Origin of the sequence: Stagnihabitans tardus (assembly GCF_009925085.1) — a bacterium.
Taxonomy (GTDB): Bacteria; Pseudomonadota; Alphaproteobacteria; order Rhodobacterales; family Rhodobacteraceae; genus Stagnihabitans; species Stagnihabitans tardus.
This window is the reverse complement of record NZ_JAABNR010000019.1, coordinates 15,751-40,439: the sequence shown is the minus strand read 5'-3', so window position 1 is coordinate 40,439 and position 24,689 is coordinate 15,751. Positions and strand designations below refer to the sequence as shown.

Sequence of the window (24,689 nt, the reverse complement as noted above, 5' to 3'; positions counted from 1 at the left end):
TGCGGTTTCCGTTTCCATGAAATCCTTGCCCGGCGGGTCTCCCCGCCGGGCAAGGGGTTGGTCGGCTTAGAAGCCGACCTCGTCGTCGCGGTCGCGGTCGACCAGCTCGGGGCCATCGCCCTCGGTCGCCTTCGGGCGGCTGAGGAAGTCGACCTTCTCGGCGATGATCTCGCAGCCGTAGCGGTCCACGCCCGCCGCATCGGTCCACTTCGTGTAGTGGATCCGGCCCTGGACGAGGACCTTCATGCCCTTCTCGCAGTTCTCGGCGACCGACTTGCCCAGCCCGTTGAAGCAGGTGATGCGGTGCCATTCGGTGTCCATCACCCGGTAGCCGTGCTCGTCGCGGATCGGGCGGCCCTCGGCCAGGCGCGGGCGGGAGGTGGCGAGGGTGAAATGCACGATCTTCGTGCCTCCTTGCGTGGTGCGGGCCTCCGGGGCCTGACCGATGTTGCCGGCGAGGATGACGATGTTCTGCATGGGGTAGCTCCTGTGTCTGTCTGAAGGGACCATCCCTTCGACAAGACCCGGCCAAAGCCTGTCGGTGGACGCCAGCACGGCTGGGCCAAGGGACCAGCCGGAAACCCCCGGGGGCCCGGGGTGGAGCGGGCAGCCCTGGCACAGGGCAACACGGCCCGGGCAGGAGTTGGGGTTGCGGGCAGGAGACCGAACGGGCTTAGGGGATTGTCAGTCGAAGGGGAGGTGCCTCAGCCAGACCGTGGGAGGAGAAACCCAAGCAGACTGAGTTCAGACCAACCAACCGGCAATGTCAGGCCCAGGAGGATTGAACCCGCAAAAGGGGAATTGAGGAATTGCGCTTCACCTCATCTCGCCCCCTGCCCTGCCATGGACGTTCCGCCCAAACTCCGTTCAAGCACGGCCGGGAGAGGATGGACCGCGAGGGGAACTGCTTCGCCGCTTCAACCTAGGCGCAATGTCGCTCGCGGAACTGCGGGATCTGGCAAAGGCAGTCGACAAGGCGATCACGCATTGCGAAGTCCGGCAAAAGGCGGAGGCCCGCAACAAGTTCGCGATCCTCGCTCACGAGCTGGGCTACACCTTTGACGAACTGGCGGCAGAGGAAGGACCCAAGAGCAAACGGGCGACCTCGACGACGATCAACAAGCATCCGGAGAGCCCGACCATCACCTGGTCCAGCCGAGGTCACAAACCTGCATGGTACACCGCTCACCTCGATGCGGACGGAAAGCCGAAAATCCTGCCCGGCTGACCAGACAAAGCGGCGGCTTTCAGGGGCTGCCTCTGCTGATCTGCTTCTGCCACGAAGAGCAATGCCGACGCCGCGTCGGCGCCTTGTGCCTGTCGGTCGCGCCGACGGACAGGCGAAGGGCCCGGGGGCGCGACTGCGCCGCCCGGGCCTTTGCACGGACCGTGGGCTTATGCCCACGGATCGTGCTCACCAATCACCAGAACCTCGTCGCCGTCGATCTCATCGGCGGGGACGGCGCCATAGGTCCCATCCCCGGCCTGGAAAACCACGATGGCAACCATCAGCGTGGCGGCAAGGCTGGCGGCGTAAGCATGTGCATCTTTGCGGGACATCTTTTCGGCTCCTGTCTGGAGGCGGAGGACCATCCCCCGCGCGACAGGACCTCGAAAGCCTGAGACGGTCTGACATCACCGGGTGCGTTCGGCCCCCTGCAGGATCAGGGCCGAATCCGCCCGGCGGCACGGGCTTGCCCGTAGTCCGAGCCCTTGTGGGTTGATCTCGAAGACCGGCCTCCGGCCAAGGAAGGGACGGGCGAGCGGGGGATGGGGCTCAGGCCCCAGGAGCCGGATGTCCAGCAGATGCACACTGCCGCCAGCTTCGCTGCCAGGATGATGGCCAGGGAAGATGAGACGGGGATGGGACCTATGTCACCTTGCCCCACCGTTCGGGGGCAGGTCATCTTGGGAGAGCGCGGTGTATCAGTGAATTGACCACTGTCCGCGCAAAGGCTTTTGTGGTGCGCCGCGCACAAAATGGCCCGACCTCCTTCCGTCCGCCACAGCGTCCGGGGACATCTCAGGACGAATGCCATTGCACCTGCACCGCCAATTGCATAGCTGGGCGCCCTCACCAAAGGAGACCATCACCATGGCCATGTACGCTACCCTGGAAGCGGAGTTGTTCAGCGTCTTGGTTGAGCTTCTCGGCGACCAGAGACTTGAACGCAATGCTCTGCGCGTGCTGGCAGGAGCGCGTGGGCATGAGCTCGGGCGCCCTTACCTGAACCTATGCCAGCAGGGCCTGATCGAAGAGACCCGAGTCCAGCCCGGCTTCTTCCGTCGCCTTTTCGGCGCGCGAGAGACGCTTTGGGTACGCGTCACGGACTATGGGCAGAAGGTCGCGGCAACAATGGCCGAGCACGTGCCGGCCGAACCAGCACCAGTGGCTTTGGAAACCCCGCCATTTCCGCGACAACCGGACCCGGCACCACTCGAGACCTCAGATGTCGCGACAGCGCAGCCGCAGCCTTCCACAGTCGTCGATGTCGCGCCCATGGGCATGCCGCAGCACACACCGGTCAGGGTCGTAGTTCCAGACCCGCTGCCTGAAGTCACGTCCATCGTTGCGCCAAGCCCGGCGCCCCAGAGCAAGCGCCCACCGGCGCCGCGCCGCTTCACGCCATTGGATTTCACAGAGACCCTGGGAGGGACGCCGCTCGACAGCGGGTTTCAGATCCCAGCGTCGGACCGGCTGGATGGCCTGAGCGAAGCCGTAGGTCTTCTTGGGTTCGAGCTGACCGATGCAGGGAAGCTCTTGGCTGTCAGCCGTTGGGCGCAAGGACTGACGGACGTCCAGGTCGCGCTGGAGATCGTTACGAGCGCGCTTGCCCATGCAGTGCGGCTGGATGCGATGGGCACTGCGAAGCTCGACCGCGAGGCGGCGGCTGGATTGGTGAGCCGGTTGACGGAGACCTTCCAGGCCTATGTCGCCGAGGGCCTCTTGGAAGCCGAAAGCCTGTATGAGGTTTCCAGCCGGATGGAGGGTTTCCTGGGCGGGCCACCCGCGACCTCGGATCTCGATGCCTATCTTGCTGACCCGCATCGGGGCATGGCTCCGACGGCGGTTTGCCCGGACGACATCTACCTGCGCACCGAGGTCGAGGAGGACTAACCCGCGCCGCAGTGCTTTTGTTGCGCCGCCCCAGGCTTTGGCCAGGGCGGCGCAAGGCGATCAGCCCTTTACCACGCGATACTGGGCCTGACGCTCGATCATCCAGCCGGGATATTCAGCCGGAAGCTTGGTCACCGCGTCCAACGCGCCAAGATCCTCGGGCGAGAGTTTCACCCCGGTCGCGGCGATGTTGTCCTGCAACTGATCAACCCGTTTGGCACCGACGATTACGCTGGTCACCACCGGTTGATGCAAGAGCCAGGCAAGAGCCACCTGTGCGACGCTGCAGCCCTTATCCGCCGCGATCCTACCCATGACGGGAATCACGGCATCGCCGCGCTCAAGGTTGACCGGCGGGAAGTTGAAGGCCGTCCGCCGGCCCTCGTTCGACGCTTGGCCGCCGCTGTACTTGCCAGAAAGGAAGCCACCGGCCAGAGGGCTCCAGACCATCAGACCAAGGCCTTCGCTTTGCAGCATCGGCACGACCTCGCGCTCCAAATCGCGGCCGACCAGCGTGTAATAGGCCTGCAAAGACAGGATGGGGGCCAGCTTGCGGGCCTCGGCGATACCCACGGCCTTGACGATCTGCCAGGCGGCCCAGTTCGACAGGCCGATGTAGCGGACATGGCCTTGGCGGACGAGGGTGTCCAGCGCCTCCAGCGTCTCGGTGATGGGCGTCAGCGGGTCGAAGCCATGGATCTGGTAAAGGTCGATGTGATCCATCTGCAACCGCGTCAGGCTGGCCTTGGCCTGCGCCAAGACATGCGCCCGCGAGGCGCCGCGCGCATTCGGCCCCTCCCCCATCTGGCCCAGCACCTTGGTCGCGATCACCACATCGTCGCGGGCAATGCCGAGGTTGCGGATCGACTGGCCAAGGATGCGCTCGCTTTCGCCGCCGGCATAGACATTGGCCGTGTCGATAAAGTTGATGCCCGCCTCGACCGAGGTCTTTACCAGGGCATCAGCCTCGTCCTGGCGCAATTGGCCGATCAGGCCCCACATGCCTTCGGAGCCGCCGAAGGTCATGGTGCCAAGACAAAGTTCAGACACCAAGAGGCCCGAGGGGCCGAGTTTGCGATACCGCATGGAATAGTCCTTTGTAACGGGAAGAGCCGGGGGCCTCTGCCACCGGGCTGAGGTCAAGATAGCGCGCGGTGCACCCTTCTCGCTACGCCGATCCTCGCATCCTCTTGCACAATCCTCTCATTCCCGTCGCGCGGGGGCTGTCGAGAAATCCCTCTCGGCGCTAGGATCAAGACATGGAAACCACCCTTGCTCCCTTGAAAGACGTCATGATCCGACTTTGGCGGACCCATGGTCGCGAAACGCCGATTGACGGACTTTATCTGACCATGGCCAGTACGCCCTCCGGGCCAATCCACACGGTCTATCGCCCCTCGTTCTGCGCTGTCGTGCAGGGGGCCAAGACTTCGATGCTGGCTGACCGCGCCTTTCGATATGATGCGGGCAAATGCCTGATCGCCTCGATGGAAGTGCCGATCCGGGCAGAGATCACACGCGCCACACCGGAAGACCCCTATCTGGCCTTCAGCCTGACGCTTGACCCCTCTGTGATCGCCGAGCTGCTGTTGGACTGGCCGGAGTCGGCCCCTGCCCCGGCGCTCTCGGTCCATGCGCTTGATCCCGATCTGCTAGAACCGCTGCTCCGGTTGATGCGACTCTGTGAAAGGCCAAAGGACATCGCCATCCTCGCCCCCCTGATCAGGCGCGAGATCACCTGGCGTCTGTTGCAGGGTCCGATGGGGCCTCAACTCCGCCAGATCGGGCTGGCAGGCAGCCCCATGGCGCGGATCGGTCGGGCGATCTCTCATATCCGCGAGACCTTCACAGGCCAACTGCGCATTTCTCAGCTGGCCGATGTCGCGGGGATGAGCTCAGCCACTTTCCACCGCCACTTCAAGTCGATGACGGCGATGACGCCGGTACAGTATCAAAAGCTATTGCGCCTGCAGGAGGCGCGGCGGCTTCTATTGTTGGACCAGGCCGATGTGGCGGGGGTGGGCTATGCTATCGGCTATGAGAGCCCCTCGCAGTTCAGCAGGGAATATCGCCGCCTGTTCGGAGCGCCTCCGGGGCGGGATGGGCTCGCAATACGAAAGGGCCTCGCACCCGCGGGTGAGTTGTGAAGTCATCATCTCCAGACATCTTTTGCGGCAAGAAGACCATTCGAGAGTTTGCTTCGACTATTTCGCAATGGCCCAAAACACGAGACACTCGGTCCACTGCAAGGTGGTCGCACCATCGATATGTTCAAGCAAACCAATGAGATCACGGGACAATCAGATTTCATCCCGGCCCGCAGTCTCGCCGCCAGAAAGATTGAACGCAGGTTCATGTTCACGTGGCCCCATAACCCGGGTGGGAATGTTTGGCCTCTCACCATGACCGCGTTCGTGGGCTTTGACCAAGACGATCTTTCCGCTGCGGTAATGCCGCTCGTGCTCTGAAACTCGATGCCGTACGGGGCCACTCCGCTCTGCATTGTTCTGCTGTTCAAAGGCGATCCGTTCTGCACGCTCACGCAAGTGGGCCGCAGCCTGTGGGCCAATCCGGATCGTAAGATGCGATTTGGGAGCTCCAAGAATCCAGGACTTGCCGAACTTCTTGGCCGTCTTGGCCTCTGTGGAGGAGAATGTCTCGGTCTCCGCTGGAATAATGCCGCCCAAGTCAGGTGAGACAAGCATGGCGAAGAGCGCGCAAGGAATGAACAGGTCTGAGCCTGAGTTGATCAAATGCACCGTGCGCCTCGCTTCGATCAACTTTTCGGATTCGCCAACGCGGATGCAGAAATCGATCATCGATGTATTGAACTCGAACTTCACGTCCTCATAGTCCAACTGACCCGAAGGCTTGCGATTGAGCCGGAGGAAGCTCATCGGATCCATGACTTTTGTCTCATCGGCGCGGGCGAACAAGGTGACACGCAGATGATCGGCCTCGCGATCGTCGATAAGGAAGCCATGCAAACCGCTGCCGTGGGGCCTATCGTCATGCGTTGTAGATAGCGAACCTCGCTCAAAGCGCGAGACGCCCAACTGTCCGTAGTCGTATTCGACCCAGGTCACCTTTGCCGGAAACTGAATTTCGCCGAGGTAGGACATAGCTTGGGTGCCAGAGGCTTGGGCATGCTCTTGCAAGGTGTCGTGCAGCGTGTCCGCGTATGTCGCGGCCAAATGATCCATCAGATAGACCTTGGCTTGCAGCAAGGCATCGAGCGCATAGCGTCGGAAGCGGGCAAGATCCTCCGACGGCACGACATGCCAGACCCTGTCGTCCAGCAAGGTTGAGCGCCCTGCCAATGAAGACCCGTAGGTCGCGATCAAATCCTTGTAGAGCAATTTTACCGAGCCTCCCAAAATGGCTGCAGTATTTCTGTTGCCCTGGGCTCAATCAACCCATGACTTTCAGCGCGGGTCAGGGTCGTAATCTTGGCGCGGGCCGATAGAGGGCAATTCTGACCATTGCCTATAGCGGCTAGCGTCATATCCGATTTCTTTGCAGGCGGCGCAGAAGCAGCCTTGAGTCCCTGAAATGGTGTTGGTCCCGATAAAGGCCGCAGGCTTGCCGCACTCGTGTCCGAAGGTGCCGGGTTCAGCGTTTACACAACGCGGCCAAGGCTGACCGCGCGAGGGTTCGACCCGCGAGTGGCTGGTCGGGAAGCCATATGGGAAACAGGTCGCGGCCATGCGCGAACTCCTTGTGAGAACTGATGGGAATGTCGCCCAGGCATCGGCCTGGTGTGCCGGGTGTAGGTCGTCGGACTGAGACCCAACTACTCCGAGGCGATGCTATAACTTACCGCCCTGCCCCGCCAATTGGGCAGGACAAGGCATTTGTTCGTGTCTGCCGGCAGGCTCAGGCGGCCAGGTCCGCCTCCCCTGCCCTGCTGTCGCAGGTCCCGACGGTTTCCAGCCTTGCATTGCGATAGCCCTCCCGGGCGATCCACAACTCTGCTGCCGTCCTGTTGGCGGCGAGATGCAGGAGTTCAGTCGAACCGCCGAAGTCCAGAAGCACCTTGACCTGCCCGGGTTGCGGAACTTCGACGAGTTCGAAGGTCAAGGCACTGTCGGCCGAGTGGCTGCGCATGATGGTGACGAGGATGACCCCGTCGGAGGAGAAGTTGCCTTCGTGCAGTGTGAACGATGCGGAAGCGGTCCAGGTCGGATAGGGCCTGGGCGGCTCCTTCTTCACAAGACGGCCCAGGCCGTTGGATCGCTCCCATGCGGCCAGCTTCTTGGTGAAGCGCGCGGGCGGTTTGGGGCTGCCGTCGGAGTAGCGGACCAGGGCCCCCAAGGGCGCGGCGTCGATGATGTGGGTTGCAGACATGATTCCTCATCCTGAATGCGAAGAAACGCACTCATTACATTGATATTGTTATATTTTGTGTTGAGCGAGGGCGGGCTTCCCCGCCCTCGGGAGCCGGGATCACTCAGCGGCGATCATCTGGGCCGGATCGGACGGCAGATCGGAGACGAGGAAGGCTGGGAGGTCGATACCCGACGCATCTTCGACTGCGTGTGTGGCCTGATCGGAGAAGGCGGCATCGTCCGAGGCCTCATCGCCCTGCCCGGCTTCCTCGGTCCCATCCTCCAGCGCGACGAGGTCGCTGCGACGCAGGACCTCGGGCAACCAGCCGGTGCCCTTGAGGAGCCGCTCGGCCTCGGTCGCCATTTCGGTCTTCTTGAGATGGTCGATGAGCTGAGCCGCTCTCTCGCCCTTGGCCTCACGCACAGCCTCGATGATCCGGGCTTTGGGGACGCGGGAGAGATAGGTTTCTGCCGTGGGCTCCCAACCCGCCTCGACCATGTCGAGATCGACCGCCTTGGCCAGCATGTCGGCATGCTTCATGCGACGGGTAAGACCGGAGGAGGAGATGCCCGCACCGTAGGGGTTCACTCGCTCGTGGAGAGCATTGACACCTTGGGAGAGGCAATGGGCCAGGAGCGAGAGGCGGCTCGCGGCATCCAGCGCCGAGAGATAGTCCCAGAGCGCGGCATCATCGCCCAGGGGCAGATCGGCTTCCCAGGCGGCGTGGCGCGCCTCGATGGTTTGCGCAACGACGCTGTCCTTCAAGTCCGGCGCTTGCGCGGTCATGTAGACGGGACGCACCGCGACCTCGAGGCAGGAGCCCGTGGAGGAGGACGTGCGGAAGGTGTCCGTGACAAGCTTGAGGAGCAGGAGGGTCAGGGCGACCTGCGGCGAGCGGCCAAGCGCCTCGCGCAGCGCGAGGGTGCGGTGGGCGGTCAGCTCCATGACCAGGCGCTCGGGCAGGGGCTTCAAGGCACCGTCGTCCTCATCATCAGGCAAGGCCGAGAGCGACTGCCCTGCCGAGGTGATCACGGTGCCCGAAGTGGCCGGGACAGCGCCCTGCCCGCTCACCCGCCCGGAAACCGACGCTTCATCCCCCTGCCCGTCCAAACCGCCGAGCTCGACGCCATCAGCAACCTCGTTGTCCGCGGTCTCGACGGGAGCCTCGTCCTCGGGACGCACATAGCCGCGATGGAGGACCAACTTGCCCTCACGGTCGAAGGTGACGAAGACCCCTGCCCGTGCAATTTCCGCCGGATCGAAGATCATCGGCCGGGTCTCCAGCACTTCCATCGCCGCGACCAGTTCGCCGAGCCGCGTATCGATGTCCTGCGGCATCTCATCAGCTTCCGACCATTCGGCTTCCAGCGCCCGGTATTCGGCGAGGAGCTTGGCATGCTCAGCGGCCTCGGCCTCCGTCATCGGTGCCGCCTCACCAGAGAGCCGTCGCAGGCCATAACCAAAGCCGTAGGGCAGGTCAGCCGAGACCTCGATCCACTTCCAGCCCTCGGGGACCAGCGCCTGAGCTTCGGCTTGCAGCTTCTCACCCACAAGACGCTCCAAGAGCGCGACATCTTCGAGCCAGCCGCCATCGTCGCCCTGGAAGAGATCGCGGGCCACGATCCCACCCGCCGCCTCATAGGCTTCGATACCGACGAAGATCGCCCGGCGAACCGAGGCGCGAACCGAGGTTTCGGTCAGCATGCGGCGGATGGCATAGGGCTCCTTGTTCCACGACCCCTTCACCGCCTCCCAGACCTGCACCTGCCGCGTGGCATCCGAAGTCACGGTGAAGGCCATCAGCTGCTCCAACGTCATGCCATCTTCGGCATAGATATCGAGGAGGGCAGGGGCCACGGAGGTCAGCTTCAGCCGTTGACGCACAACCTGGGGCGTCACGAAGAAGGCCGCTGCGATGGCCTCATCGCCGAGGCCCTTTTCGCGCAAGGTCGAGAAGGCGCGGAACTGGTCGAGCGGGTGCAGGGCAACGCGTTGCATGTTCTCGGCCAGCGAGTCATCCTCGGCGAGGATCGTCGACCCAGCGTCCCGCACGATGCAGGGGATCGGCGCGGTCTTGGCCAAACGCTTCTGCTTCACCAGCAAGCACAGCGCCTGGAAGCGGCGCCCACCGGCCGGGATATCGAACTTGCCAGTCTCCGCCCCCGCCTCGTCCAACACGGGCCGGACATTCAGGCTCTGCAGGAGCCCACGGCGGGCGATGTCCTCCGCCAGTTCCTCCACCGACACCCCGGGCTTGATGCGCCGGACGTTGGACTGGCTCAGCACCAGCCGGTCGAAGGGGATATCGCGCGAGTGCGACAGGATCACATTTTGAGCAGCCTTGGCCATCAGATCATCTCCACGACGGGCGCCAGGAGCTACTCTCCCGATCTCACTCACCGTCAAAAACCCTCCAGCCACACTCGGACTCTGGCTTCTTGACCGCGGTCAAGAATGGTCAGGTGGCAAGTAGATGATGAAAGTAACCCTCCGGATTTCGAATGGAGTCGCCTTTCGCGAGCAGACAGTCGAAAGCCAAAAGGATTCGACCAGGAGCGATGTGCCTCATAGCTTGCATGAGTTTTTCATGTGTAACCCGCGTCACCTTTCCCAGTTCAAAGAGTGTTCGTTTGAAAGTTTCCCGTGTTGATGGCTCTTCAGGGAAGAAGCATGCAACGTGCTTGAAGTCTCGCCATTCCATGTGGTCGGTTTCTTTGTTCATCGGATATGAATCTCGACCTGCGTAGGGACGTGCGATCACCTTCGCGCGGGCGTAGGTTTTTAATTCTTTTTTTGAGGCATCTATGTGCCGGACATTTTGTCCGTCTGTGGCGGTCAGTTCATCGGGCATGACAGTATCTGGAGCAACATTTTTGTCTTGTTCCGCAGACTTGTCGGAGCCCGTTGAGCGGAGGATTTGTTCGATAGTGCCTATGGTTGCGGTTGCCTGATCAACAGTCAGCGTCATTCGCCGCAGAGTATTTCGCGCTGTAGCGAGGATTTCCAATTGGCCAGGCGACAGGTTGGGGGCATGCATCGCCGCTGCTCGCAAGGCGAGCGCTTTGGAACGCAGTGAAACGAGATCCTGGTTGAGCTGGCTAACCTGTTTGGCCCGTTCACACAGAGTGTCGTGGTCCTTCACAAGAGGAAGGAGATCGAAGCCGAAGGCATCCCTGATGGCTCCTCCGAACCGAAGTGGAAACCTCTTGCGATTGGCTGAGGTTTTCCGGGCGATCAAACCCGCTGAGACAAGGCGGGCAATACAGCGCCTGATGGTCCGTTCGTCGAGACCATTCGCGCGTTCGGACAGCACTTCATTCGAAGGGAAGACGATCGTCAGGGCAGTAGGCTGTGCCTTGTCTCGCGGCGCGAAACTGATCAGGGCGGTCAGGACGGCGATGTCGTTAGGCGTGAGGCCAAGCTCCTTGCGCAGCACCTTTACTGGCGCCAGAAGCTCATAGCTGATCCTAATCGACGTCGAGAAGCAATCCGCCACAGCGGGTGAGGTGCCAAGCACGTGTTTCATGATGTCTCGGGCGAAAAAGCTTCCCCGTTCACCGCGAGCGGTGTTGAAATCGAATCACTTTGGGGGTATCAATCAGTTGTCCAGACTAATCGAGGCCCTTCGGAAGCTCCGCTTTCGGGGGGTCTTTCTTTTTCGGTCCGTTCCTCCTTTCTGTTCTCTTGGTGTTGTTCTTGTCGTCTTGACCGCGGTCAAGACGCTGGATCGTCATACAGAAACGCGCGAATGGCCCGTTCGATCGTGGCTTCGATCTGAGGCAAGATGGCCGCTTCGACCTCCAGGATGATGCGATTGCCCTTGCGTGTCATCTTGACGCCATCGGCCGACTTGCGCGGAGGGTCCGAGGGGGGCGACAAAAAGATGATGGCCGCGTTGAGCCTGTCCGGGCTGGCAAGCCCTTGCGGGACCTGAGCGGCAACGGCGCTGGCCGTTTTCGGATTAGCCTCGCAGAGCTTCGCGAGCTTTTCCCAGATGCGCCGACCCACGCCATAAGCTGGGCCGATCGCCCGGATCAACTCTATCGGGATGCTATTTGCGATCCGGTTCATCCGCGAGACGAGGGACTCGTCGATCTGCAGGGCCCGGTAGGCTACGGTCTGGGCGTTCCCGCGCCCCTCTTCGGTCTTGCCAAGTTCGCGGATGATGCCCGCAACAAACAAGGCGCGCTCGATGAAGGAAGGGTCAAGCCGCGCGTTGTTCTCGACGCCCTGGGCGATGATTGCTTCCTCTTCCGTCATCTCCATGACGGTGGCGCGGACCCGTTGGCCAAGGGCCCGACAGGCTAGCAGCCGGCGGCGGCCATAGACAATCTCGTATCCATCCGGGATGCGGCGCACCAGGATCGGCACCTTCTGCCCATGCTCGCGGATCGAGGCGACGAGGTCATCAAGCCCTTCGGCAGGGTCGATCCGGTCCATGACGGCCGACATTCGGATCGAGCCGGGATCAAGGAGCCGGGTGGCGTGTTTGTCTTCCTCCAAAACCGACGCCTGGGCCCGCGCGACCGTCGGGCTTGAGCGGGTCACCTCTGCGGGCTCTTCCAAACCTTGGCGCATCGCAGACTTCAGCGAGTCCCCAAAGACCTTACGCGCCATTGGTCCGCCCCCACGCCTTCAGGATTTCCTTTTCAATCTCGTCAGTTACCCGAGAGACCGACTCGATGGCCCGCTCATAGGTCTTGCGGTTGACGTCGCGCGGCTCTACCTCGAAGATGCTTTGCTGCGTGTTCGCCGCATCACCCACGGCGGTTGATTTCAGGAACTCCGCCGGTAGAACTGCGTCGCCAAGCACCGTGCGCAAAAGCGACGAGATTTGCACCTGCGGTCCGTCCATGTTCTCATATCGCGTGATCAGCACCCGCACGAAGTTCAAACCGTGCTCGGGAGCATGGGCTTCGACCACGCCCATCAAGTTCGACGCCATGGCAAGGAAGCTGGCGAGCGACATCACGTCCAGCATAGAGGCGTTCAGTGGGATCACCACGCCGGTCGATGCGAAGAGCGCAGAGATCACTGTGAAGTTCAGCTGGGGTGGCGTGTCGAAGATGACGATGTCGTAATTGTCCAGAACCGGCTCCAGCGCCTCGCGGATGCGGCTGTGGAACGTCGTTGTTCCGTGGCGGAAGCTGAGTGCCACCTCGAACTCGTACTCCATGATGTCCATGGAGGCCGGGATCAGGTCTACAGTCGGGAAATTGGTCTTTCGGATCACCTGGGAGGCAGGCAGGGGGCTTTCCGTCCGGATCAGGTCGTAGGACGTCGGCATTTCGGGATCGAGCTCCGGGGTGACCCCGAAGAGGTTCGTCAGACTGGCTTGGCTGTCGAGGTCGACGAGCAACACCCGGTAGCCGCGCAGGCCCAGAAGCTGGCCGATATGCGTCACCGTCGAGGTCTTGGCCGAGCCGCCCTTGAGGTTGAAGACCGTCAAGACCTGCGCCTGCTCGCCCGGACGGCGATGCGGGTGTTCTTCCGGCTTCATCCGCCCGGTCTCGAGCAAGACCTTCTGCGCTTCCACCATCTCGGCTGCTGTAAAACTGCGCCGATTGCCGCCCTCAAGCGTGCCTTCCGGGAAGCCTTCCAGGTTTGACACGTGGTGCCGGAAGGTGTTCTGGTTGATGCGGAGAAGGTCGGCCGCCTCACGCATGGCAAAGCGCCGAAGGCCCTTTTGGGCGTCGGGGGGAAATGTCTCCTGCGTGTGTTCGCGCAGACGGCTGCTAAGCCGCTTGGACATGACGTCAAATCTTTGGGATGCCCTTATCCCGGTCATCGGCTGCCCTCGGCTATTTGTATTTTTCAGAACCATAACAGAAAATCGAGATAAATCCACCGTTATCTGTTGAGTAAGCTTTGGGTGTTGAGTGGGCGTGAGTTGTTGAGATAATCGGGGGAAAAACAGCAGTTTGCGTGGTGCTTGTCTAGAATTGGAAGGCTTGGGGCCCTCAGCCACAAGATATCCACCAAGTTCCTACCACCTGTGTTCCAGTCATACCTTCAGCCAACGCGAGAATCGGTCGACCCAGATTCGACAGGAGGTCGGCACTGTGGTCCACGGTCGGGAACCCGTGTCAGACCTTCAAAATCTCCAGCAGCGGATCGAAGGCATAGAGCGCCGCCCTGCGCCCGGCTGCGGGTTCGATTGTCCGCAGCAGTCCCGCCTCCGCTAGCCGTCGCGAGAAGGCCCGCGCCGACGAAGCCGGGATGCCGGACTTCTCGACGAAACGGTCGTTGCGGAAAATTGGGCTGGCGAAGACATAGTCCAGCGCTTGGTCGTGGTATTGCGAGTTCAAGAGCACGCGGAACCTCTCGCGCATCTCGGCATGCAGGCCAAAGATCGCATCGGCGGTTTGGATGTTGAACGTCGCTTGGGCGTGCAAGGCCTGGAGGAAGAAGACGACCCAACCCGTCCAGTCGCCCGAGGCCGAAACCTCGCGCATGCGTTCGACGTAGTCGGCTTTGTGACGTTCGAAATAACCCGAGACGAAGAAGTTGGGCTGCGACAGGGTGCCGAGATCCCAGAGCATAAGCGTGATCAGCATGCGCCCGATCCGACCGTTGCCGTCCTCGAACGGGTGGAGTGCTTCGAATTCGACATGTGCCAAGGCTGTGCGGATCAGAGGGCGCATCGGGCTTTGGTGGATGAAGCGGAACAGCTCTGCCATGGCCGGGCCGAGGTGCTCGGGGGCAATCGGGATATAGCTGACCGTGCCGCTGCGCCCGTCGCCGACATAGTTCTGTTCGGTCTTGTAGCTGCCCGGCCGCTTGGCTGCGCCGCGTCCGAATGACAAGAGCTGCTGATGGGCGGTTCGGATCAGATGCTCGCTGATCGGCATGCCCTCGGCGATGGCGGCTTGGGCGTTCTTTAGTGCGCGTGAGTAGAGATAGGTCTCGATGTCGTCGTTGCGGGCCTCGTGGAAGGGGTCGCTGCCGGCATCTTCTTCGGCCTCGATCCGGTAAAGGTCCTCGATGGTCGAGATCGTGCCCTCCATGCGGGAGGAGGCCACAGCATCCTGGCGGCGCAGCGGGGTCAAGAAGAGGTCGCCGTTGACCATGCTGGACATCTTGGCGTCATAGCGGGCGAGGGAGGCGGCAGCCTCTTCCAACGGGCCCAGAAGCGTCTGGTAGTCCAAGGATTTGGGGGGGAAGTCGCCGAGGTGGTAAGGGACGGCGCCCGAGAGGTCGAGGGTTTTGGCAACCATTTTGAGGTTCTTTCTGTTGTCAAACCCGTTTGACGGCAAGCTAGTAACACCAAAGGACTTTGACAACAGGATTCGGTCTGATCTTGTTGTCAAATGGATTTGATGACAGTTCGCTAACACCAAACCACGTTGACGGCAGGATTTCGGAAAATCTTGCCGTCAAGTTCACTGGGCGCGTGCGGGTGGCACTGGGGTCTGCATACCCCTTGGAATTGATTATCCTTGCAGAACTGCCATGGCGTGGAAGATTTGCAAGGATAATGACCGGGTCGAGCGGGTGATGTCGAGGGTTGATGGCCATCATGCGCTCAACTCCCCATGTGCTACCGCCTGCCCATGGACGGCGAGCATCGCGGCGAAGCGCTTGACGCCGAGCCTGTCCATCAGGACCCGGATGCGGTCCTCGTAGCGATCCGCCCCGATTTGGCGCAGGAGGTCAGCCTGGTGGAACTGCCAGTTGCCGACGGGCGCCAGTGCCGCCAGATGCAAGGCTTCGAGGTCTTGCGTAGCGGCCGCATGCGCGGGATTTTCGGCGATCAGCGCTGCGGCCTCTGGCATCTCCTTCACCCGACAGACCTTCCATTTCCGCATGAACCCCAGAAGGAACCCAGCCGGGACCGTGGTTTTCCCTTTGGCGCGGTTGAAGGTAAGGAATCGCTCCCAGATTGTGCTGGCGGCCACACCGGCGCAGGGCAGGGCGCGCTTGGCCGCGTCGATGAGGGCGAGCCACGCAGCGGGCTGAGACGGGCACTCACCGTCGATTTCGATGAACCCAGCGAAGACAGTTTTGTGATGAGATTCCAATAAAGGAGATTTGGCGTCTCTGCTTGTCAGCCCGTCATCGCCGGTGTCGGAGTTATCCACAGGATTGAAGCGGAAGATCCAGGGCGCGAAGTGGCCGTGGTCTTTCCAGCGCTCCAGCCTCAGGTCGGATTGGGCCAATTCAGTGAGAAGGGTCCGCAGGTGCTGGCGGGATATCCCCATGCCTTGCATCAACTGCCGGGTGGTGAAAGCGGCAGTGCCACGGGCGAGCCCGTTGTAACCTTCCTTCCAGGCCATGCCGTCGAGGAGGAGGGTCGCAAGTTTGTGCGCGCCCATGGAGAGGGGCGTTGCGAGGATGCGGCGCAGAAGGGCGCCGGTGGTCAGGTCCATGAGGATCTCCTTTTGCAGGTCGGGACGGGCAAAACTCGACCGGCCCGACCCAGGTGTGTGCCGGTTGAGTTTTTGGACGGATCGCGCTATGGTTGCAGGGCTCCCAAGAGGTTGAGATTCCCCATCCTGACAGAGCGGCGTCGGGCTTCAGGTCTGGCGCTGCTTCTTTTGCGACGGGCTGTGGGGTAGGGGCCTCAGTAGGTCACCTCCTCGAAGTCGGACTTTCCGGCGCTGTCGCGCCATTGGATCACGACGCTCTTGAAGCTGTATTCGCCGCAGAAGTCGCGTGGCGCGAAGCCCGAGACTGCGGGGATGTCGCCAGAAGTGCCGCGCTTCCAGATGTAGTCTCCCTGCGCGCCATAGAGGCCCAGTCGGACGTAGGTGGAGGAGTTGCAGTCGCCGTCGTGGTTGCGGCGTTGGGAATATTCGATGTTGGTGACGCGGATCGAGCGGACGAAGTCATAGCTCGGATCGGAGATATCAACGTCGGCTCGGTCCTGAACAGGGATGAGGTCAGGCAACGCGGCGCCCGTCTTGTCGACCGAGAAACCCGTCGCTGGTTCGACCGAGGAACTCCAGGCTCCGGAAATCGCGGTGCTCTGGACGGGCAGTGGAACTCCCCAGCCTTCAGGAGTGCTGCCGCGCGGGAGCGGCAGGCTCACCTCCTGGAGGACGGGTGTCGCCTTCCCGCGCCTGTTCATCGGCCGCCGGTACTCGATCCGCATGGGGCAGTTCCAGATTTGCAGGGGTGGCTCGATGGGCCAGGGGGTGATGCGGGCGATCATGACGGCACGGGCATGGGCGCATTCGATGGAGGCCGGGAAACCGCCCGCGAGGCACAGGAGAATGGCGCAGTCGACGGGATAGGCCATACTCGGTGTAGGGGTGATGAGGTTGCCGAAGAGGGCGGCTGAAAGGGCTATAGAGAGGCTTGCCAATGGGGCAAAGCGGGATTTGGCCGGGGCCGAACGCGGCAAGGTGCGCATGCAAAACTCCATGTAGGACAAGGGCGCAGGCAAAAGAAGACCCGTGATGCGGCCGGGTTCAGACGGCTGCACCAGGAGGTCAGGCGGCGGGGCAGGGGGCGGATCAGAGCGATTCGGGTGTACGAAAATCCTTGTTTTGTTGCTTCAAGCGCAGGACAAACGAGCCCGTTGGAGCCAATAAGTGGACTCTGGTCTGTTTGTGCATAGAACTTCTTTCCATGTGTTTGTCATTTTTGCGTTGCACGCGCCATAGCTTCTGTTAGGCGTCGTCAGGCGGAAATTCTTCTGCTACACCGCCGAGGCCAAAGGCTGAGGGAACGTCATGAATACGAAAAGGCGCTTGCTGCCCGTCCTCTTGGAGCGTGACTTCAAGAAGCTGGCTGCGACCGAAGGAGCGACGGTTGAGATCGAGTGTATTGGTGCGCCAGACCCTGAGGGACGCTTCTCGGGGGAGTGGCTCTTTTACGTCGTGGGGGCAGATGGCGAGCGGTACATGTTGGTCACGGCGCTTGCGCGGGAACGGGTCGTCAATTCGCCAATCGGCATGTTCGGCCTCGCCTTTGGCAAGTTGCAGCTCGATCATCTCGACGTGCCTTCTGTCGTTGGTGATGTCCGGCGCGGCATGCGGAGTCTCATTGGCCGACGTGCTGCGGTGGAATGAGGCGGGGCAGGGGGGGCTGGCAGAACCTTTGGCCGGTGCGGCCGTTTTGCGCTACGATGCCCAAGGCAGGCTCGTCGTTCCGGAGGGCGAAGAAGAAGCCCGCGATGGGAACGAGGAGCGCGTGGCGCTGTCCGATGCCACCTTCAACCCCGCAGCCGTTCTGGCACCATCTGACGTCCTGCCGGAAATCCGGCTGATCGCGGCGCGCTATCAGGACGACCCGGCCTTGAAGGTGGTCGATCTTTCGCCGAAGGAATGGTCGGCATTTTTCCAGGCAATGATCAAGGTCGAGAGCAATTACACGCAATCGGCGGTGAGCCATGCCGGGGCCATGGGGCTGGCGCAGCTGATGCCCGCGACTGCCAGCTATCTCGGTGTCAACGCCGCCGATCCTGTTGAGAACCTCGACGGTGGGGCGCGCTATCTCTTGGAACAGATGGCGGCCTTTGGCAGCCTCTACCTGGCCCTGGCGGCCTATAACGCGGGGCCTGAAGCCGTGCGCAGTTACGGCGGCGTCCCGCCCTATGCCGAGACCCAAAACCACATCGCCAGGGTGATGGCGGTCTACGACCGCATCCTCGCGACCCTCTGATTTCTCCCCAAGGAAGGACTTACCCACATGTCGAAGACCCAGATGGCTCTTATGGGCCTGACCTTTTGCACCCTGATTTTGACCCTCGAGCCTGCCATGGCCCAGGTTGTCTTCACCAAGGCCGAGACTGTGGCCACTGGTCTGTTGGCTTCGTTCCGCGGCACGCTGGCGACGGCATTCTTCGGCATCGCCTTCGTGGTGACGGGCTTTCTTGCGGCCTTCAACCGGATCAGCTGGGCTTGGGTGGCTCTGGTGGTCGTCGGCGCCTTCCTGGTCTTCGCAGGTCCGGCGGTCGTGGCCAATCTGCGTTCCTCCTTCAGCTGAAGGCACGGCCATGGAAAAAAGCGCGGTCATCCTCGGGCTTTCGCGGCAAGCCAAATTCCTCGGCTTGCCGCTGCCCTATGCCATGGCGGTGGGCGGGATGACTGTGTTGCCCTTCATCCTCTTCAAGCCCGTCTGGTGGTTCCTGACCGCGCCCATTTGGTACGGGCTCGCCCGAATTGCGACGCGGGTGAACCCCAATGGGCATCACGTCTTCTCGGTGATGATGCAGGTGACCCCAATGGCGATCCTGCGGAAAGGGCGGCTTCATGTTTCTTGAGGGGATGAGGGCGCGGGGCAGGGCAGGGGCCCTTCTGCCGACGGGCCCGAAACTCTACGCGCATCTGCCATATGTCATGGAAGTGGATGACGAGGTGGTGCGCACAAGGGAGAATGCGCTGATGCTCTCTCTCGAGGTGACCGGCGTCGACGGTATCACCTCGGGCGATGCGGCGACCGCAGGCCTTCGGGCAGGCTTTGCCCATCTTCTTGATACATTGGACGAGCGCTTCACCTTCTACCTTCACCGGATGATGCGTCCGGCCGAGACGGGGCTCACCCCAGTTCATGGATCCGGCTTTGCCGCCGAGATCGACCGCGCCTGGGGCTGTGAGTTGGCTCGCCGGAACCTTCAGGAGCCGGTCCTGATCCTGACCGTGGTTCGGGCGCAGGTCGCGCCCTTGGCGGTGCCCTTGTTCGCCAGGGCAGCCAGCACGCTCTGGGGCGAGGACACGGCGCGGCGGCTCGAAGAGTTGCGCGAAGTCGTCTCGATCCTGGAGACCGGGCTTGGGGTGCAGTCCAAGCGCCTGAAGATGAGCGATGGCAGCCTCGTTGGTTTTTACGCCTCGCTCTCGACCGGTGAGTTGCGCGCTGCTCCCCGCAACCCTTGGTGCCTTATTGCAGAAGACGCCGCAGGCGCCTCGATACGCTTCGAGCCTGGCCGGGTGCAGATCGAGGAAGGCACGACATCCCCGAGGGTGGCTGCCGTGCTCTACGTCAAGTCCTATGCCACGGCGACCTGGCCCGGGATGCTCGATGCGCTCGGATCATCGCAAGATACGATCATAACCCACAGCTACACGCCGATCGAGCGTGCGAGCATCGCCGAGCGGGTCAAGCGTCGGGTGGCCCAGATGCGGGCGGCCGATGACATCGCGGCCACGGTGGAGACGCAGCTTTTCGAGGCGGCCGACAAGGCCGAAAGCGGCGCCCTGGGCTTTGGCACCCACCAAATGACGATCACGGTCTTTGCCGAGAGTTCTGCCGCGCTAGATGCCGAAGTGGCCCGGATCCGTGGCATCGCGCATCAAAACGGCATGCGGCTCGTGCGCGAAGTGACCGCCTTGGAGGCGGGCTTTTTCGCCATGCACCCTGGCAATATGGACTACCGGGCGCGGGACATGGTGATCTCGTCGCTGAACTTCGCCGATATGGCCGCACTTCACGCGGCAGACACCGGCACTGAACCCGCGCGGCTCCCCTGGGGCACGCCGATCACGCTTTTCCAGACGCTGCAGGGCTCGCTCCACCGCTTCAGCTTCCATGAGCCGGGCGATCCCAAGGCTGAGCCCACGAATGGGCACACCCTCTTTCTCGGCAAATCCGGCGGCGGCAAGACGACGACAGCGGCTTTCCTCATGGCCCAGGCTCAAAGGGCAGGAGGGCGGACCATCATCTTCGACAAGGAAGCGGGCCTCAAGATGGCCGTCCAAGCCCTCGGCGGGCGTTATGCCGAGTTGCGCGCCGGGCGACCCACCGGCTTGAACCCGCTCGCCACCGAGACGGGCGAGCGCGGCGAAGCCTGGACGCTCGATTGGCTCGTGGCGCTTCTTGAGCAGAAGGCCGCCCCGCTCACGCCCCTTCAATCCGAAGCGCTCAAGTCCGCCATCGCGCAAAATGCCAAGGCGGGCAATAGCCTGAGGAACTTCCGCGCCTTCCAGGAGCTTTTCGGCGATGTCGGCGATGGGCTCGATTTGGCGCGGCGCGTCAGCGAATGGGGCCCGGATGGGCGCTATGCTTGGGTCTTCGGTGCCGCCAAGGAGCCCGTCGTCGATTTTGCCAGCCATGATGTCACGGCCGTCGATCTGACCGAGATCCTCGATCTCGGCACCGAGCGCACCGCAATCCTGGCCTATCTCTTCCGTCGCATCGAGATGCTGATCGAAGAGCGCCGCCCGACGCTCATCGTGATCGACGAGGCCTGGAAGGTGCTCGATGACGATTACTTCGGCAAGAAGCTCGCCGAATGGCTTGTGACGGCGCGCAAGAAGAACGTGGTCGTCGTGATGATGACCCAGTTCCCGAGCCAGATCCGCGGCTCCAGGGCGCGTTCGATCCTCGAGGCGCTGCCCAACCAGCTGATCTTCCCCAATGGCGAGGCGGCGCGGGCGGATTACGAGGGCTTCCGCCTGACGGGTGGTGAGATCGATTTCGTGCTGAATCCGATCCCGGGTCAGCGGCTGGCGCTGTCGCGGAGCCCGCGCGGCTCGACGGTCCTGAATGTCGATCTGAAGGCGCTGGGGCCGCTTTTGACCGCGCTCGGTGGCGGTCAGGCCGGGGTCAATGCGTTCGGCGCGGACTATGCCCAGAGGGCAAGTTTTTGGAGAGGGTGAGACCTGATGAGGATGACGACTGTTCGACTGGCGTTTTTTGCGCCCGCCCTGGCTCTGCTCGGGGGCTGCACCGAAATGCCGATCCTGAAGACCAATTGCTGGTCCAGCGCTGGCGGCAGCGTTGCCGCCTCGACGATGAGCACCCCCCGGGGCGCTGCGCAAGTCACCCGCGCGGCCGGCGATACCACGGCACTCTCGAGCCCCGAGGATGCCGATGCGACCCCGTGCAGGTAAAGTTTATGGATCACACTTGGCGGTGATGCTGTCGCTGGCCATTTGGCCTGCGCTCAGTCTCGCGCAAGGCGTGCCGACCGTCGATGCAAGGACCGCGATCCAGAATGCGCTGGAGATCGCGCAGATGACCACGCTGACCGGCGCGCGCGAGCTTGAGACTGAGAAGAAGCGGCGCTTGGCCGATCTTCAGGCCGATCAGCTCGCGGCGCTGGATGCGACGCTCGCCGCGATGCGCGGGCCGGACCTGTCGCTCGGCGGTCTCGAGGACATTCCCGGCGCGGAGGCGCAGGTCCTCTATGACGTCGAGGATGACAGCCCCTATGCCGCCAGGCTCTTCGGCGATGCCAAGACCTCGGTCGAAGAGATGATCGTGGCAACCGCCCAGAAATATGCCACCCATCCGGGGCTGGCACGGACGGGGCTGAACCCGACCGAGTTCCGCATCTGGTTCCAGAGCCTCGTGAAGCAGGAATCCAACTTCTCGATCGGGGCGCGCAGCCCGATGGGGGCCTTCGGCCTCACCCAGATCATGCCCGACACGGCCAAGGGCCTCGGCATCTACCCGGATTACTATGACGATCCGATGCTGCAGCTCGACGGAGGCGCGCGGTATTTCCTGAGCCAGCTTGCTTCCTTCGGCTCGGTGCCCCTGGCGCTGGCTGCCTATAACGCTGGCCCCGGCAATGTCACGAAATACGGTGGCATCCCGCCGTTTCAGGAAACCCAGGATTACGTCACCCGCATCACAGGCTTCTTCAACGCCTATGCCGGGACCATCACCGGCGTGGATCAGGTCGGGACCTTTGCTCCCGCTGACATGGCCATCGCGGGAGCGAGCAATGTCTCGGACGCGGGGCTCCACTATGGCATGGAGGCGGCCAGCGAGATCGAGGCGGCTCTGAAACGCCTCCGTGCGATCCTCGAGCGCCTACCGAATACCGCCTCGGTCAAGGAGGCGATGGATCTCAACACCTATGCGCGGGCCGAGGCCACGCGGATCGCGCTGATGGTGCAGCGCATGAAGGCGGCGCGGGGCAAGGTCGATGCGGCGCGTTATGCCCTCTGGCTGCAAGCCTATGCCCGCGATGCAGAATTCCTCAAGGTAAAGGCAGGTTCCAAATGATCCCGCACAGTGTCCGGGGCATCGGCCCCCTTCTCCTCCCCTTTGTCTTCGCAGCGGGGTTTTCCGTCAGCGCCGTCCAGGCCCAGGGCGTCCCGACGGTGGATGTGACCAACATCGCCAAGCTCGGTGAAATGATCGCCCAGGCCAAGTTGCAGGTGAAGGAGCTGATCACCTCGAACCTGAAACTCGACGACCAGATCCTGAAGCAGGTCCAGCAAATCACGACGCTGAAAGCCCAGCTCGACGCCCTGAAGAACGGCCTGACGCTGGACGCGCTCGGCATCCCAGACCTCGCGACCTTCTTCAAGGATATCATGCCCGATGTGGCCGACCTGACCGGCGGGCTCCTTGCGGCCAAGGATGGCCATTACGAGCTGATGACCACTTCCGGCAAGGTCGGCGACCAGTCGGCCAAGGACTTCGTGGCCGAGTTCTTCGGCTCAGCCGGGCTCGATGTCGCAACCGTGGACACCCTGGCCAAGAGTGAGGACGAGGGCGCGGCGCGGATCGGTACCCAAGCCAACACGGCTGCCTTCCTGTCGGCGGCGGCGGAATCCTCTTCAGCCCGGGCATCGGAAAGCCTCGAGCGAGTCCATGACCTCGTTCAGGAAATCCCTGACACCGAAGGGCTGAAGGAAGCCGTCGATCTCAACACCCGCGTCACGGCCGAGCTTTCCATCGCCCTCGCCAACATCTGGTCGACGGAATCCGTCCAGCTCATGGGCATGGGCGAGGCTGGTGTCATGGATGCGGCCACTGCTGCGGAGGAAGAGAAGTTCATCAAGGTCACCGGGGAGAAATGACCATGCCGAAGAAAAATGTCTCCTGTACCCAGCGCGCGTTGAATTTGACCCTGGCTGGAACCCTCTCCGTTCTGGTCGGAATGGGCCTCGCGGGTCTCGGCGCCCGTGCCGAGACCCCCGCCTTGAAGGCAGAGGATGCTTTCCTCTATGTGCTGCCCAAAGTCGAGGTGCCCGATGATGTCCAACCCATCAAGGGCGCAGTGAATGAAGAATTCCGCAACTGCCGCGCCGCCTGGCCGGCGGAATATTCCGCGGCCCAATCAGGCCCGGAAGCACGCGCCCTTCGGGACATCTATAGCCTGGTTCGGGCGCGGAACGTAATTGCGACAAAGGACTGCAGCTGCAGCGGAAAGGTCGCCTCCTGGGACAGTGTCGAGGCGGTGGCGGCCATTCTTCGGAAGAAGCAAGGCGTCGCAACACTCGATTGGTTCCACACGGAGGCGATCTCGACCGAGGCACACCGCTTGATCGCTGTGGCCGAGACCATGTGCGGCGGCGATTTCTGATGGAAAGCGTCTCGACGATCCTCGCGACCTTGGATGGGGCGATCACCGCGGCAGGACGGCAGTATTTCGAGGCCACTGCCCGGGCAGTTGGGCCCATCTACACGAGCTTGCTGGCCCTTCTGTTGGTTCTCGTCGGGATCAATATGGCACTGAATGTCTACCGCATCGCTATGCGGGATGCAGTTCAACTCTCTTTTCGGATCGTCATGGTCCTGATGTTCGGCCTGACCTGGGCAAACTTCAGCCAGATCTACGAGGCAAGCAGCAACGGCCTCAGCGATCTGGCTATTGAGTATTTTCGTCTGGGTGGTGCCCGTGTCGGCGCCTCCGCGACGGCTGCCATGGATGACATGGCCAACATGATGGCCGGGAATGTCGACTCGGTCTCCTCAGCCATGTCGTCCATCATGCGGGGTTTCGTGGCCGCCTTTCTTTATGTGGTCCTTGGCGTCCTCATGGCCGTCTATGTATTCATCGTGGGCTTCGCCAAACTGATGATCGCCTTCCTTCTCGGGGTCGCGCCCCTGGCCCTCGGGGCCACGATCTTCGAGAAGACCAAGGGGATCTTCGAGGCCTGGCTGTCCGCCATGATCGGCTATCTCATGTATCCGGTGGCATCGGCCGGGATCATCGTCTCGGTCGTGACCGTAGCCCACAAGGTGTTCCGGGAGGGGGAGGATGTGACCGACCTCGGCTCGATCCTCGGCTTTTTCGTGATCGTTTTCGTCGGCATCTTCGCCCTCATGGCCGTTCCGAATGCCGTCACCCACATCACTGGGCAGATCAGCCTTGGCACGATCGCGCCTCAAGCGCTGCGCATTGCGGGCAAGCCCCTGGAGAAGAGCACTGACTATGCTGCACGGCGGCTGAACGAGTTCCGCTCGGGTTTCATGACCGGCAAGACCCAGCACCATCATGCGCGCGATCAGGCGCGGTCAGACGCCGAGAGCGGCCATGCCGCGCGTCAGCGCCTCGGCCAGTTCATCCGTGACAGCTGACGGCTGCACCGCCATCCAACCACAACCTCGGTTCCCC

The 24,689-nt window shown here is 62.3% G+C and carries 24 protein-coding genes; 11 read left to right on the top strand and 13 right to left on the bottom strand.

From position 1 onward, the window contains the following. Positions 1–66: 66 nt before the first annotated feature. Positions 67–477 (bottom strand): single-stranded DNA-binding protein, encoded by a 411-nt coding sequence (locus GV832_RS16740; protein WP_168776031.1) that lies wholly within the window; start codon positions 475–477, stop codon positions 67–69. Positions 478–931: 454 nt separating this feature from the next. On the opposite strand from GV832_RS16740, the gene GV832_RS16735 reads away from it, so the two are divergent. Then, positions 932–1,228: an H-NS histone family protein gene (locus GV832_RS16735; protein ID WP_168776030.1), complete on the top strand. Its 297-nt coding sequence runs from the start codon at positions 932–934 to the stop codon at positions 1,226–1,228. A 167-nt stretch (positions 1,229–1,395) separates the two neighbouring features. On the opposite strand, the gene GV832_RS16730 is transcribed toward GV832_RS16735, so the two are convergent. Next, positions 1,396–1,560 (bottom strand): hypothetical protein, encoded by a 165-nt coding sequence (locus GV832_RS16730; RefSeq protein ID WP_168776029.1) that lies wholly within the window; start codon positions 1,558–1,560, stop codon positions 1,396–1,398. 535 nt (positions 1,561–2,095) lie between these two features. Between GV832_RS16730 and GV832_RS16725 the strand changes: the two genes are divergently transcribed. Further along, the gene (locus GV832_RS16725) at positions 2,096–3,118 is read left to right on the top strand and encodes a hypothetical protein (protein ID WP_168776028.1); all 1,023 of its coding nucleotides are present in this window, start codon (positions 2,096–2,098) and stop codon (positions 3,116–3,118) included. 60 nt (positions 3,119–3,178) lie between these two features. Here the strand turns inward: GV832_RS16725 and GV832_RS16720 are convergent, their stop codons facing one another. Then, a complete protein-coding gene (locus tag GV832_RS16720) occupies positions 3,179–4,204 on the bottom strand; it encodes an aldo/keto reductase (RefSeq protein WP_168776027.1) in 1,026 nt (341 codons plus the stop codon). Positions 4,205–4,377: 173 nt separating this feature from the next. On the opposite strand from GV832_RS16720, the gene GV832_RS16715 reads away from it, so the two are divergent. Next, positions 4,378–5,265, top strand: coding sequence for an AraC family transcriptional regulator (locus GV832_RS16715; protein ID WP_168776026.1), 888 nt, complete (start codon positions 4,378–4,380; stop codon positions 5,263–5,265). Positions 5,266–5,418: 153 nt separating this feature from the next. Here the strand turns inward: GV832_RS16715 and GV832_RS16710 are convergent, their stop codons facing one another. From GV832_RS16710 to GV832_RS16665, 10 genes are all read right to left on the bottom strand, one after another. Continuing rightward, positions 5,419–6,477 (bottom strand): hypothetical protein, encoded by a 1,059-nt coding sequence (locus tag GV832_RS16710; protein ID WP_168776025.1) that lies wholly within the window; start codon positions 6,475–6,477, stop codon positions 5,419–5,421. A 517-nt stretch (positions 6,478–6,994) separates the two neighbouring features. After that, positions 6,995–7,465 (bottom strand): UCP036055 family protein, encoded by a 471-nt coding sequence (locus tag GV832_RS16705; protein ID WP_168776024.1) that lies wholly within the window; start codon positions 7,463–7,465, stop codon positions 6,995–6,997. Between the two features lie 99 nt (positions 7,466–7,564). Beyond that, complete coding sequence (locus GV832_RS16700) at positions 7,565–9,796, bottom strand: ParB/RepB/Spo0J family partition protein (RefSeq protein WP_168776023.1); 2,232 nt, start codon at positions 9,794–9,796, stop codon at positions 7,565–7,567. A gap of 109 nt (positions 9,797–9,905) precedes the next feature. Beyond that, positions 9,906–10,973 (bottom strand): helix-turn-helix domain-containing protein, encoded by a 1,068-nt coding sequence (locus GV832_RS16695; protein ID WP_168776022.1) that lies wholly within the window; start codon positions 10,971–10,973, stop codon positions 9,906–9,908. Between the two features lie 188 nt (positions 10,974–11,161). After that, on the bottom strand, positions 11,162–12,064 hold the full coding sequence (gene repB / locus GV832_RS16690; RefSeq protein WP_168776021.1) for a plasmid partitioning protein RepB: 903 nt from the start codon (positions 12,062–12,064) through the stop codon (positions 11,162–11,164). Continuing rightward, positions 12,054–13,199 carry a plasmid partitioning protein RepA gene (gene repA / locus GV832_RS16685; RefSeq protein ID WP_168776020.1) on the bottom strand — a complete coding sequence of 382 codons (1,146 nt, stop codon included), beginning with the start codon at positions 13,197–13,199 and terminating at the stop codon, positions 12,054–12,056. Before repA ends, repB begins: the two co-directional genes overlap by 11 nt. A 334-nt stretch (positions 13,200–13,533) precedes the next feature. Continuing rightward, on the bottom strand, positions 13,534–14,664 hold the full coding sequence (locus tag GV832_RS16680; protein WP_168776019.1) for a Fic family protein: 1,131 nt from the start codon (positions 14,662–14,664) through the stop codon (positions 13,534–13,536). Between the two features lie 300 nt (positions 14,665–14,964). Further along, entirely contained in the window at positions 14,965–15,816 is an 852-nt protein-coding gene (locus GV832_RS16675; RefSeq protein ID WP_168776018.1) for a hypothetical protein, read from the bottom strand. Positions 15,817–16,010: 194 nt separating this feature from the next. Then, entirely contained in the window at positions 16,011–16,802 is a 792-nt protein-coding gene (locus tag GV832_RS16670; protein WP_227754490.1) for a hypothetical protein, read from the bottom strand. Between the two features lie 259 nt (positions 16,803–17,061). Beyond that, a complete protein-coding gene (locus tag GV832_RS16665) occupies positions 17,062–17,385 on the bottom strand; it encodes a hypothetical protein (protein WP_168776017.1) in 324 nt (107 codons plus the stop codon). Positions 17,386–17,509: 124 nt separating this feature from the next. Between GV832_RS16665 and GV832_RS16660 the strand changes: the two genes are divergently transcribed. The 8 genes from GV832_RS16660 to GV832_RS16625 all read left to right on the top strand — a co-directional run bounded on the left by GV832_RS16660 (position 17,510) and on the right by GV832_RS16625 (position 24,652). Next, positions 17,510–18,055 (top strand): lytic transglycosylase domain-containing protein, encoded by a 546-nt coding sequence (locus GV832_RS16660; RefSeq protein ID WP_227754489.1) that lies wholly within the window; start codon positions 17,510–17,512, stop codon positions 18,053–18,055. Between the two features lie 27 nt (positions 18,056–18,082). Continuing rightward, the gene (locus GV832_RS16655; protein WP_168776015.1) at positions 18,083–18,379 is read left to right on the top strand and encodes a TrbC/VirB2 family protein; all 297 of its coding nucleotides are present in this window, start codon (positions 18,083–18,085) and stop codon (positions 18,377–18,379) included. A gap of 10 nt (positions 18,380–18,389) precedes the next feature. Continuing rightward, positions 18,390–18,656, top strand: a complete 267-nt coding sequence (locus tag GV832_RS16650; protein WP_168776014.1) for a VirB3 family type IV secretion system protein — start codon at positions 18,390–18,392, stop codon at positions 18,654–18,656. Positions 18,657–18,732: 76 nt separating this feature from the next. Next, positions 18,733–20,988: a VirB4 family type IV secretion system protein gene (locus GV832_RS16645; protein ID WP_168776013.1), complete on the top strand. Its 2,256-nt coding sequence runs from the start codon at positions 18,733–18,735 to the stop codon at positions 20,986–20,988. A gap of 259 nt (positions 20,989–21,247) precedes the next feature. Beyond that, the gene (locus tag GV832_RS16640) at positions 21,248–22,345 is read left to right on the top strand and encodes a lytic transglycosylase domain-containing protein (RefSeq protein WP_168776012.1); all 1,098 of its coding nucleotides are present in this window, start codon (positions 21,248–21,250) and stop codon (positions 22,343–22,345) included. Beyond that, positions 22,342–23,148 carry a type IV secretion system protein gene (locus tag GV832_RS16635; protein ID WP_168776011.1) on the top strand — a complete coding sequence of 269 codons (807 nt, stop codon included), beginning with the start codon at positions 22,342–22,344 and terminating at the stop codon, positions 23,146–23,148. Before GV832_RS16640 ends, GV832_RS16635 begins: the two co-directional genes overlap by 4 nt. Positions 23,149–23,150: 2 nt before the next feature. Then, positions 23,151–23,654: a hypothetical protein gene (locus GV832_RS16630; RefSeq protein WP_227754488.1), complete on the top strand. Its 504-nt coding sequence runs from the start codon at positions 23,151–23,153 to the stop codon at positions 23,652–23,654. After that, positions 23,654–24,652, top strand: a complete 999-nt coding sequence (locus tag GV832_RS16625) for a TrbL/VirB6 family protein (RefSeq protein ID WP_168776009.1) — start codon at positions 23,654–23,656, stop codon at positions 24,650–24,652. Before GV832_RS16630 ends, GV832_RS16625 begins: the two co-directional genes overlap by 1 nt. The last annotated feature ends 37 nt before the right edge of the window (positions 24,653–24,689 follow it).

Bases quoted from the DNA above. Each gene is read 5' to 3' on its own strand.
- repA (WP_168776020.1), bottom strand. From the start codon at position 13,199: ATGTCCAAGCGGCTTAGCAGCCGTCTGCGCGAACACACGCAGGAGACA.
- GV832_RS16705 (WP_168776024.1), bottom strand. From the start codon at position 7,465: ATGTCTGCAACCCACATCATCGACGCCGCGCCCTTGGGGGCCCTGGTC.
- GV832_RS16640 (WP_168776012.1), top strand. From the start codon at position 21,248: ATGCTGTCGCTGGCCATTTGGCCTGCGCTCAGTCTCGCGCAAGGCGTG.
- GV832_RS16695 (WP_168776022.1), bottom strand. From the start codon at position 10,973: ATGAAACACGTGCTTGGCACCTCACCCGCTGTGGCGGATTGCTTCTCG.
- GV832_RS16650 (WP_168776014.1), top strand. From the start codon at position 18,390: ATGGAAAAAAGCGCGGTCATCCTCGGGCTTTCGCGGCAAGCCAAATTC.
- GV832_RS16655 (WP_168776015.1), top strand. From the start codon at position 18,083: ATGTCGAAGACCCAGATGGCTCTTATGGGCCTGACCTTTTGCACCCTG.
- GV832_RS16725 (WP_168776028.1), top strand. From the start codon at position 2,096: ATGGCCATGTACGCTACCCTGGAAGCGGAGTTGTTCAGCGTCTTGGTT.
- GV832_RS16720 (WP_168776027.1), bottom strand. From the start codon at position 4,204: ATGCGGTATCGCAAACTCGGCCCCTCGGGCCTCTTGGTGTCTGAACTT.
- GV832_RS16715 (WP_168776026.1), top strand. From the start codon at position 4,378: ATGGAAACCACCCTTGCTCCCTTGAAAGACGTCATGATCCGACTTTGG.
- GV832_RS16675 (WP_168776018.1), bottom strand. From the start codon at position 15,816: ATGGACCTGACCACCGGCGCCCTTCTGCGCCGCATCCTCGCAACGCCC.
- GV832_RS16635 (WP_168776011.1), top strand. From the start codon at position 22,342: ATGATCCCGCACAGTGTCCGGGGCATCGGCCCCCTTCTCCTCCCCTTT.
- GV832_RS16700 (WP_168776023.1), bottom strand. From the start codon at position 9,796: ATGGCCAAGGCTGCTCAAAATGTGATCCTGTCGCACTCGCGCGATATC.
- GV832_RS16630 (WP_227754488.1), top strand. From the start codon at position 23,151: ATGCCGAAGAAAAATGTCTCCTGTACCCAGCGCGCGTTGAATTTGACC.
- GV832_RS16680 (WP_168776019.1), bottom strand. From the start codon at position 14,664: ATGGTTGCCAAAACCCTCGACCTCTCGGGCGCCGTCCCTTACCACCTC.
- GV832_RS16735 (WP_168776030.1), top strand. From the start codon at position 932: ATGTCGCTCGCGGAACTGCGGGATCTGGCAAAGGCAGTCGACAAGGCG.
- repB (WP_168776021.1), bottom strand. From the start codon at position 12,064: ATGGCGCGTAAGGTCTTTGGGGACTCGCTGAAGTCTGCGATGCGCCAA.
- GV832_RS16665 (WP_168776017.1), bottom strand. From the start codon at position 17,385: ATGATCGAGCTGCAACTTGCCAAAGGCGAGGCCGAACATGCCGATTGG.
- GV832_RS16670 (WP_227754490.1), bottom strand. From the start codon at position 16,802: ATGCGCACCTTGCCGCGTTCGGCCCCGGCCAAATCCCGCTTTGCCCCA.
- GV832_RS16645 (WP_168776013.1), top strand. From the start codon at position 18,733: ATGGAAGTGGATGACGAGGTGGTGCGCACAAGGGAGAATGCGCTGATG.
- GV832_RS16625 (WP_168776009.1), top strand. From the start codon at position 23,654: ATGGAAAGCGTCTCGACGATCCTCGCGACCTTGGATGGGGCGATCACC.
- GV832_RS16730 (WP_168776029.1), bottom strand. From the start codon at position 1,560: ATGTCCCGCAAAGATGCACATGCTTACGCCGCCAGCCTTGCCGCCACG.
- GV832_RS16740 (WP_168776031.1), bottom strand. From the start codon at position 477: ATGCAGAACATCGTCATCCTCGCCGGCAACATCGGTCAGGCCCCGGAG.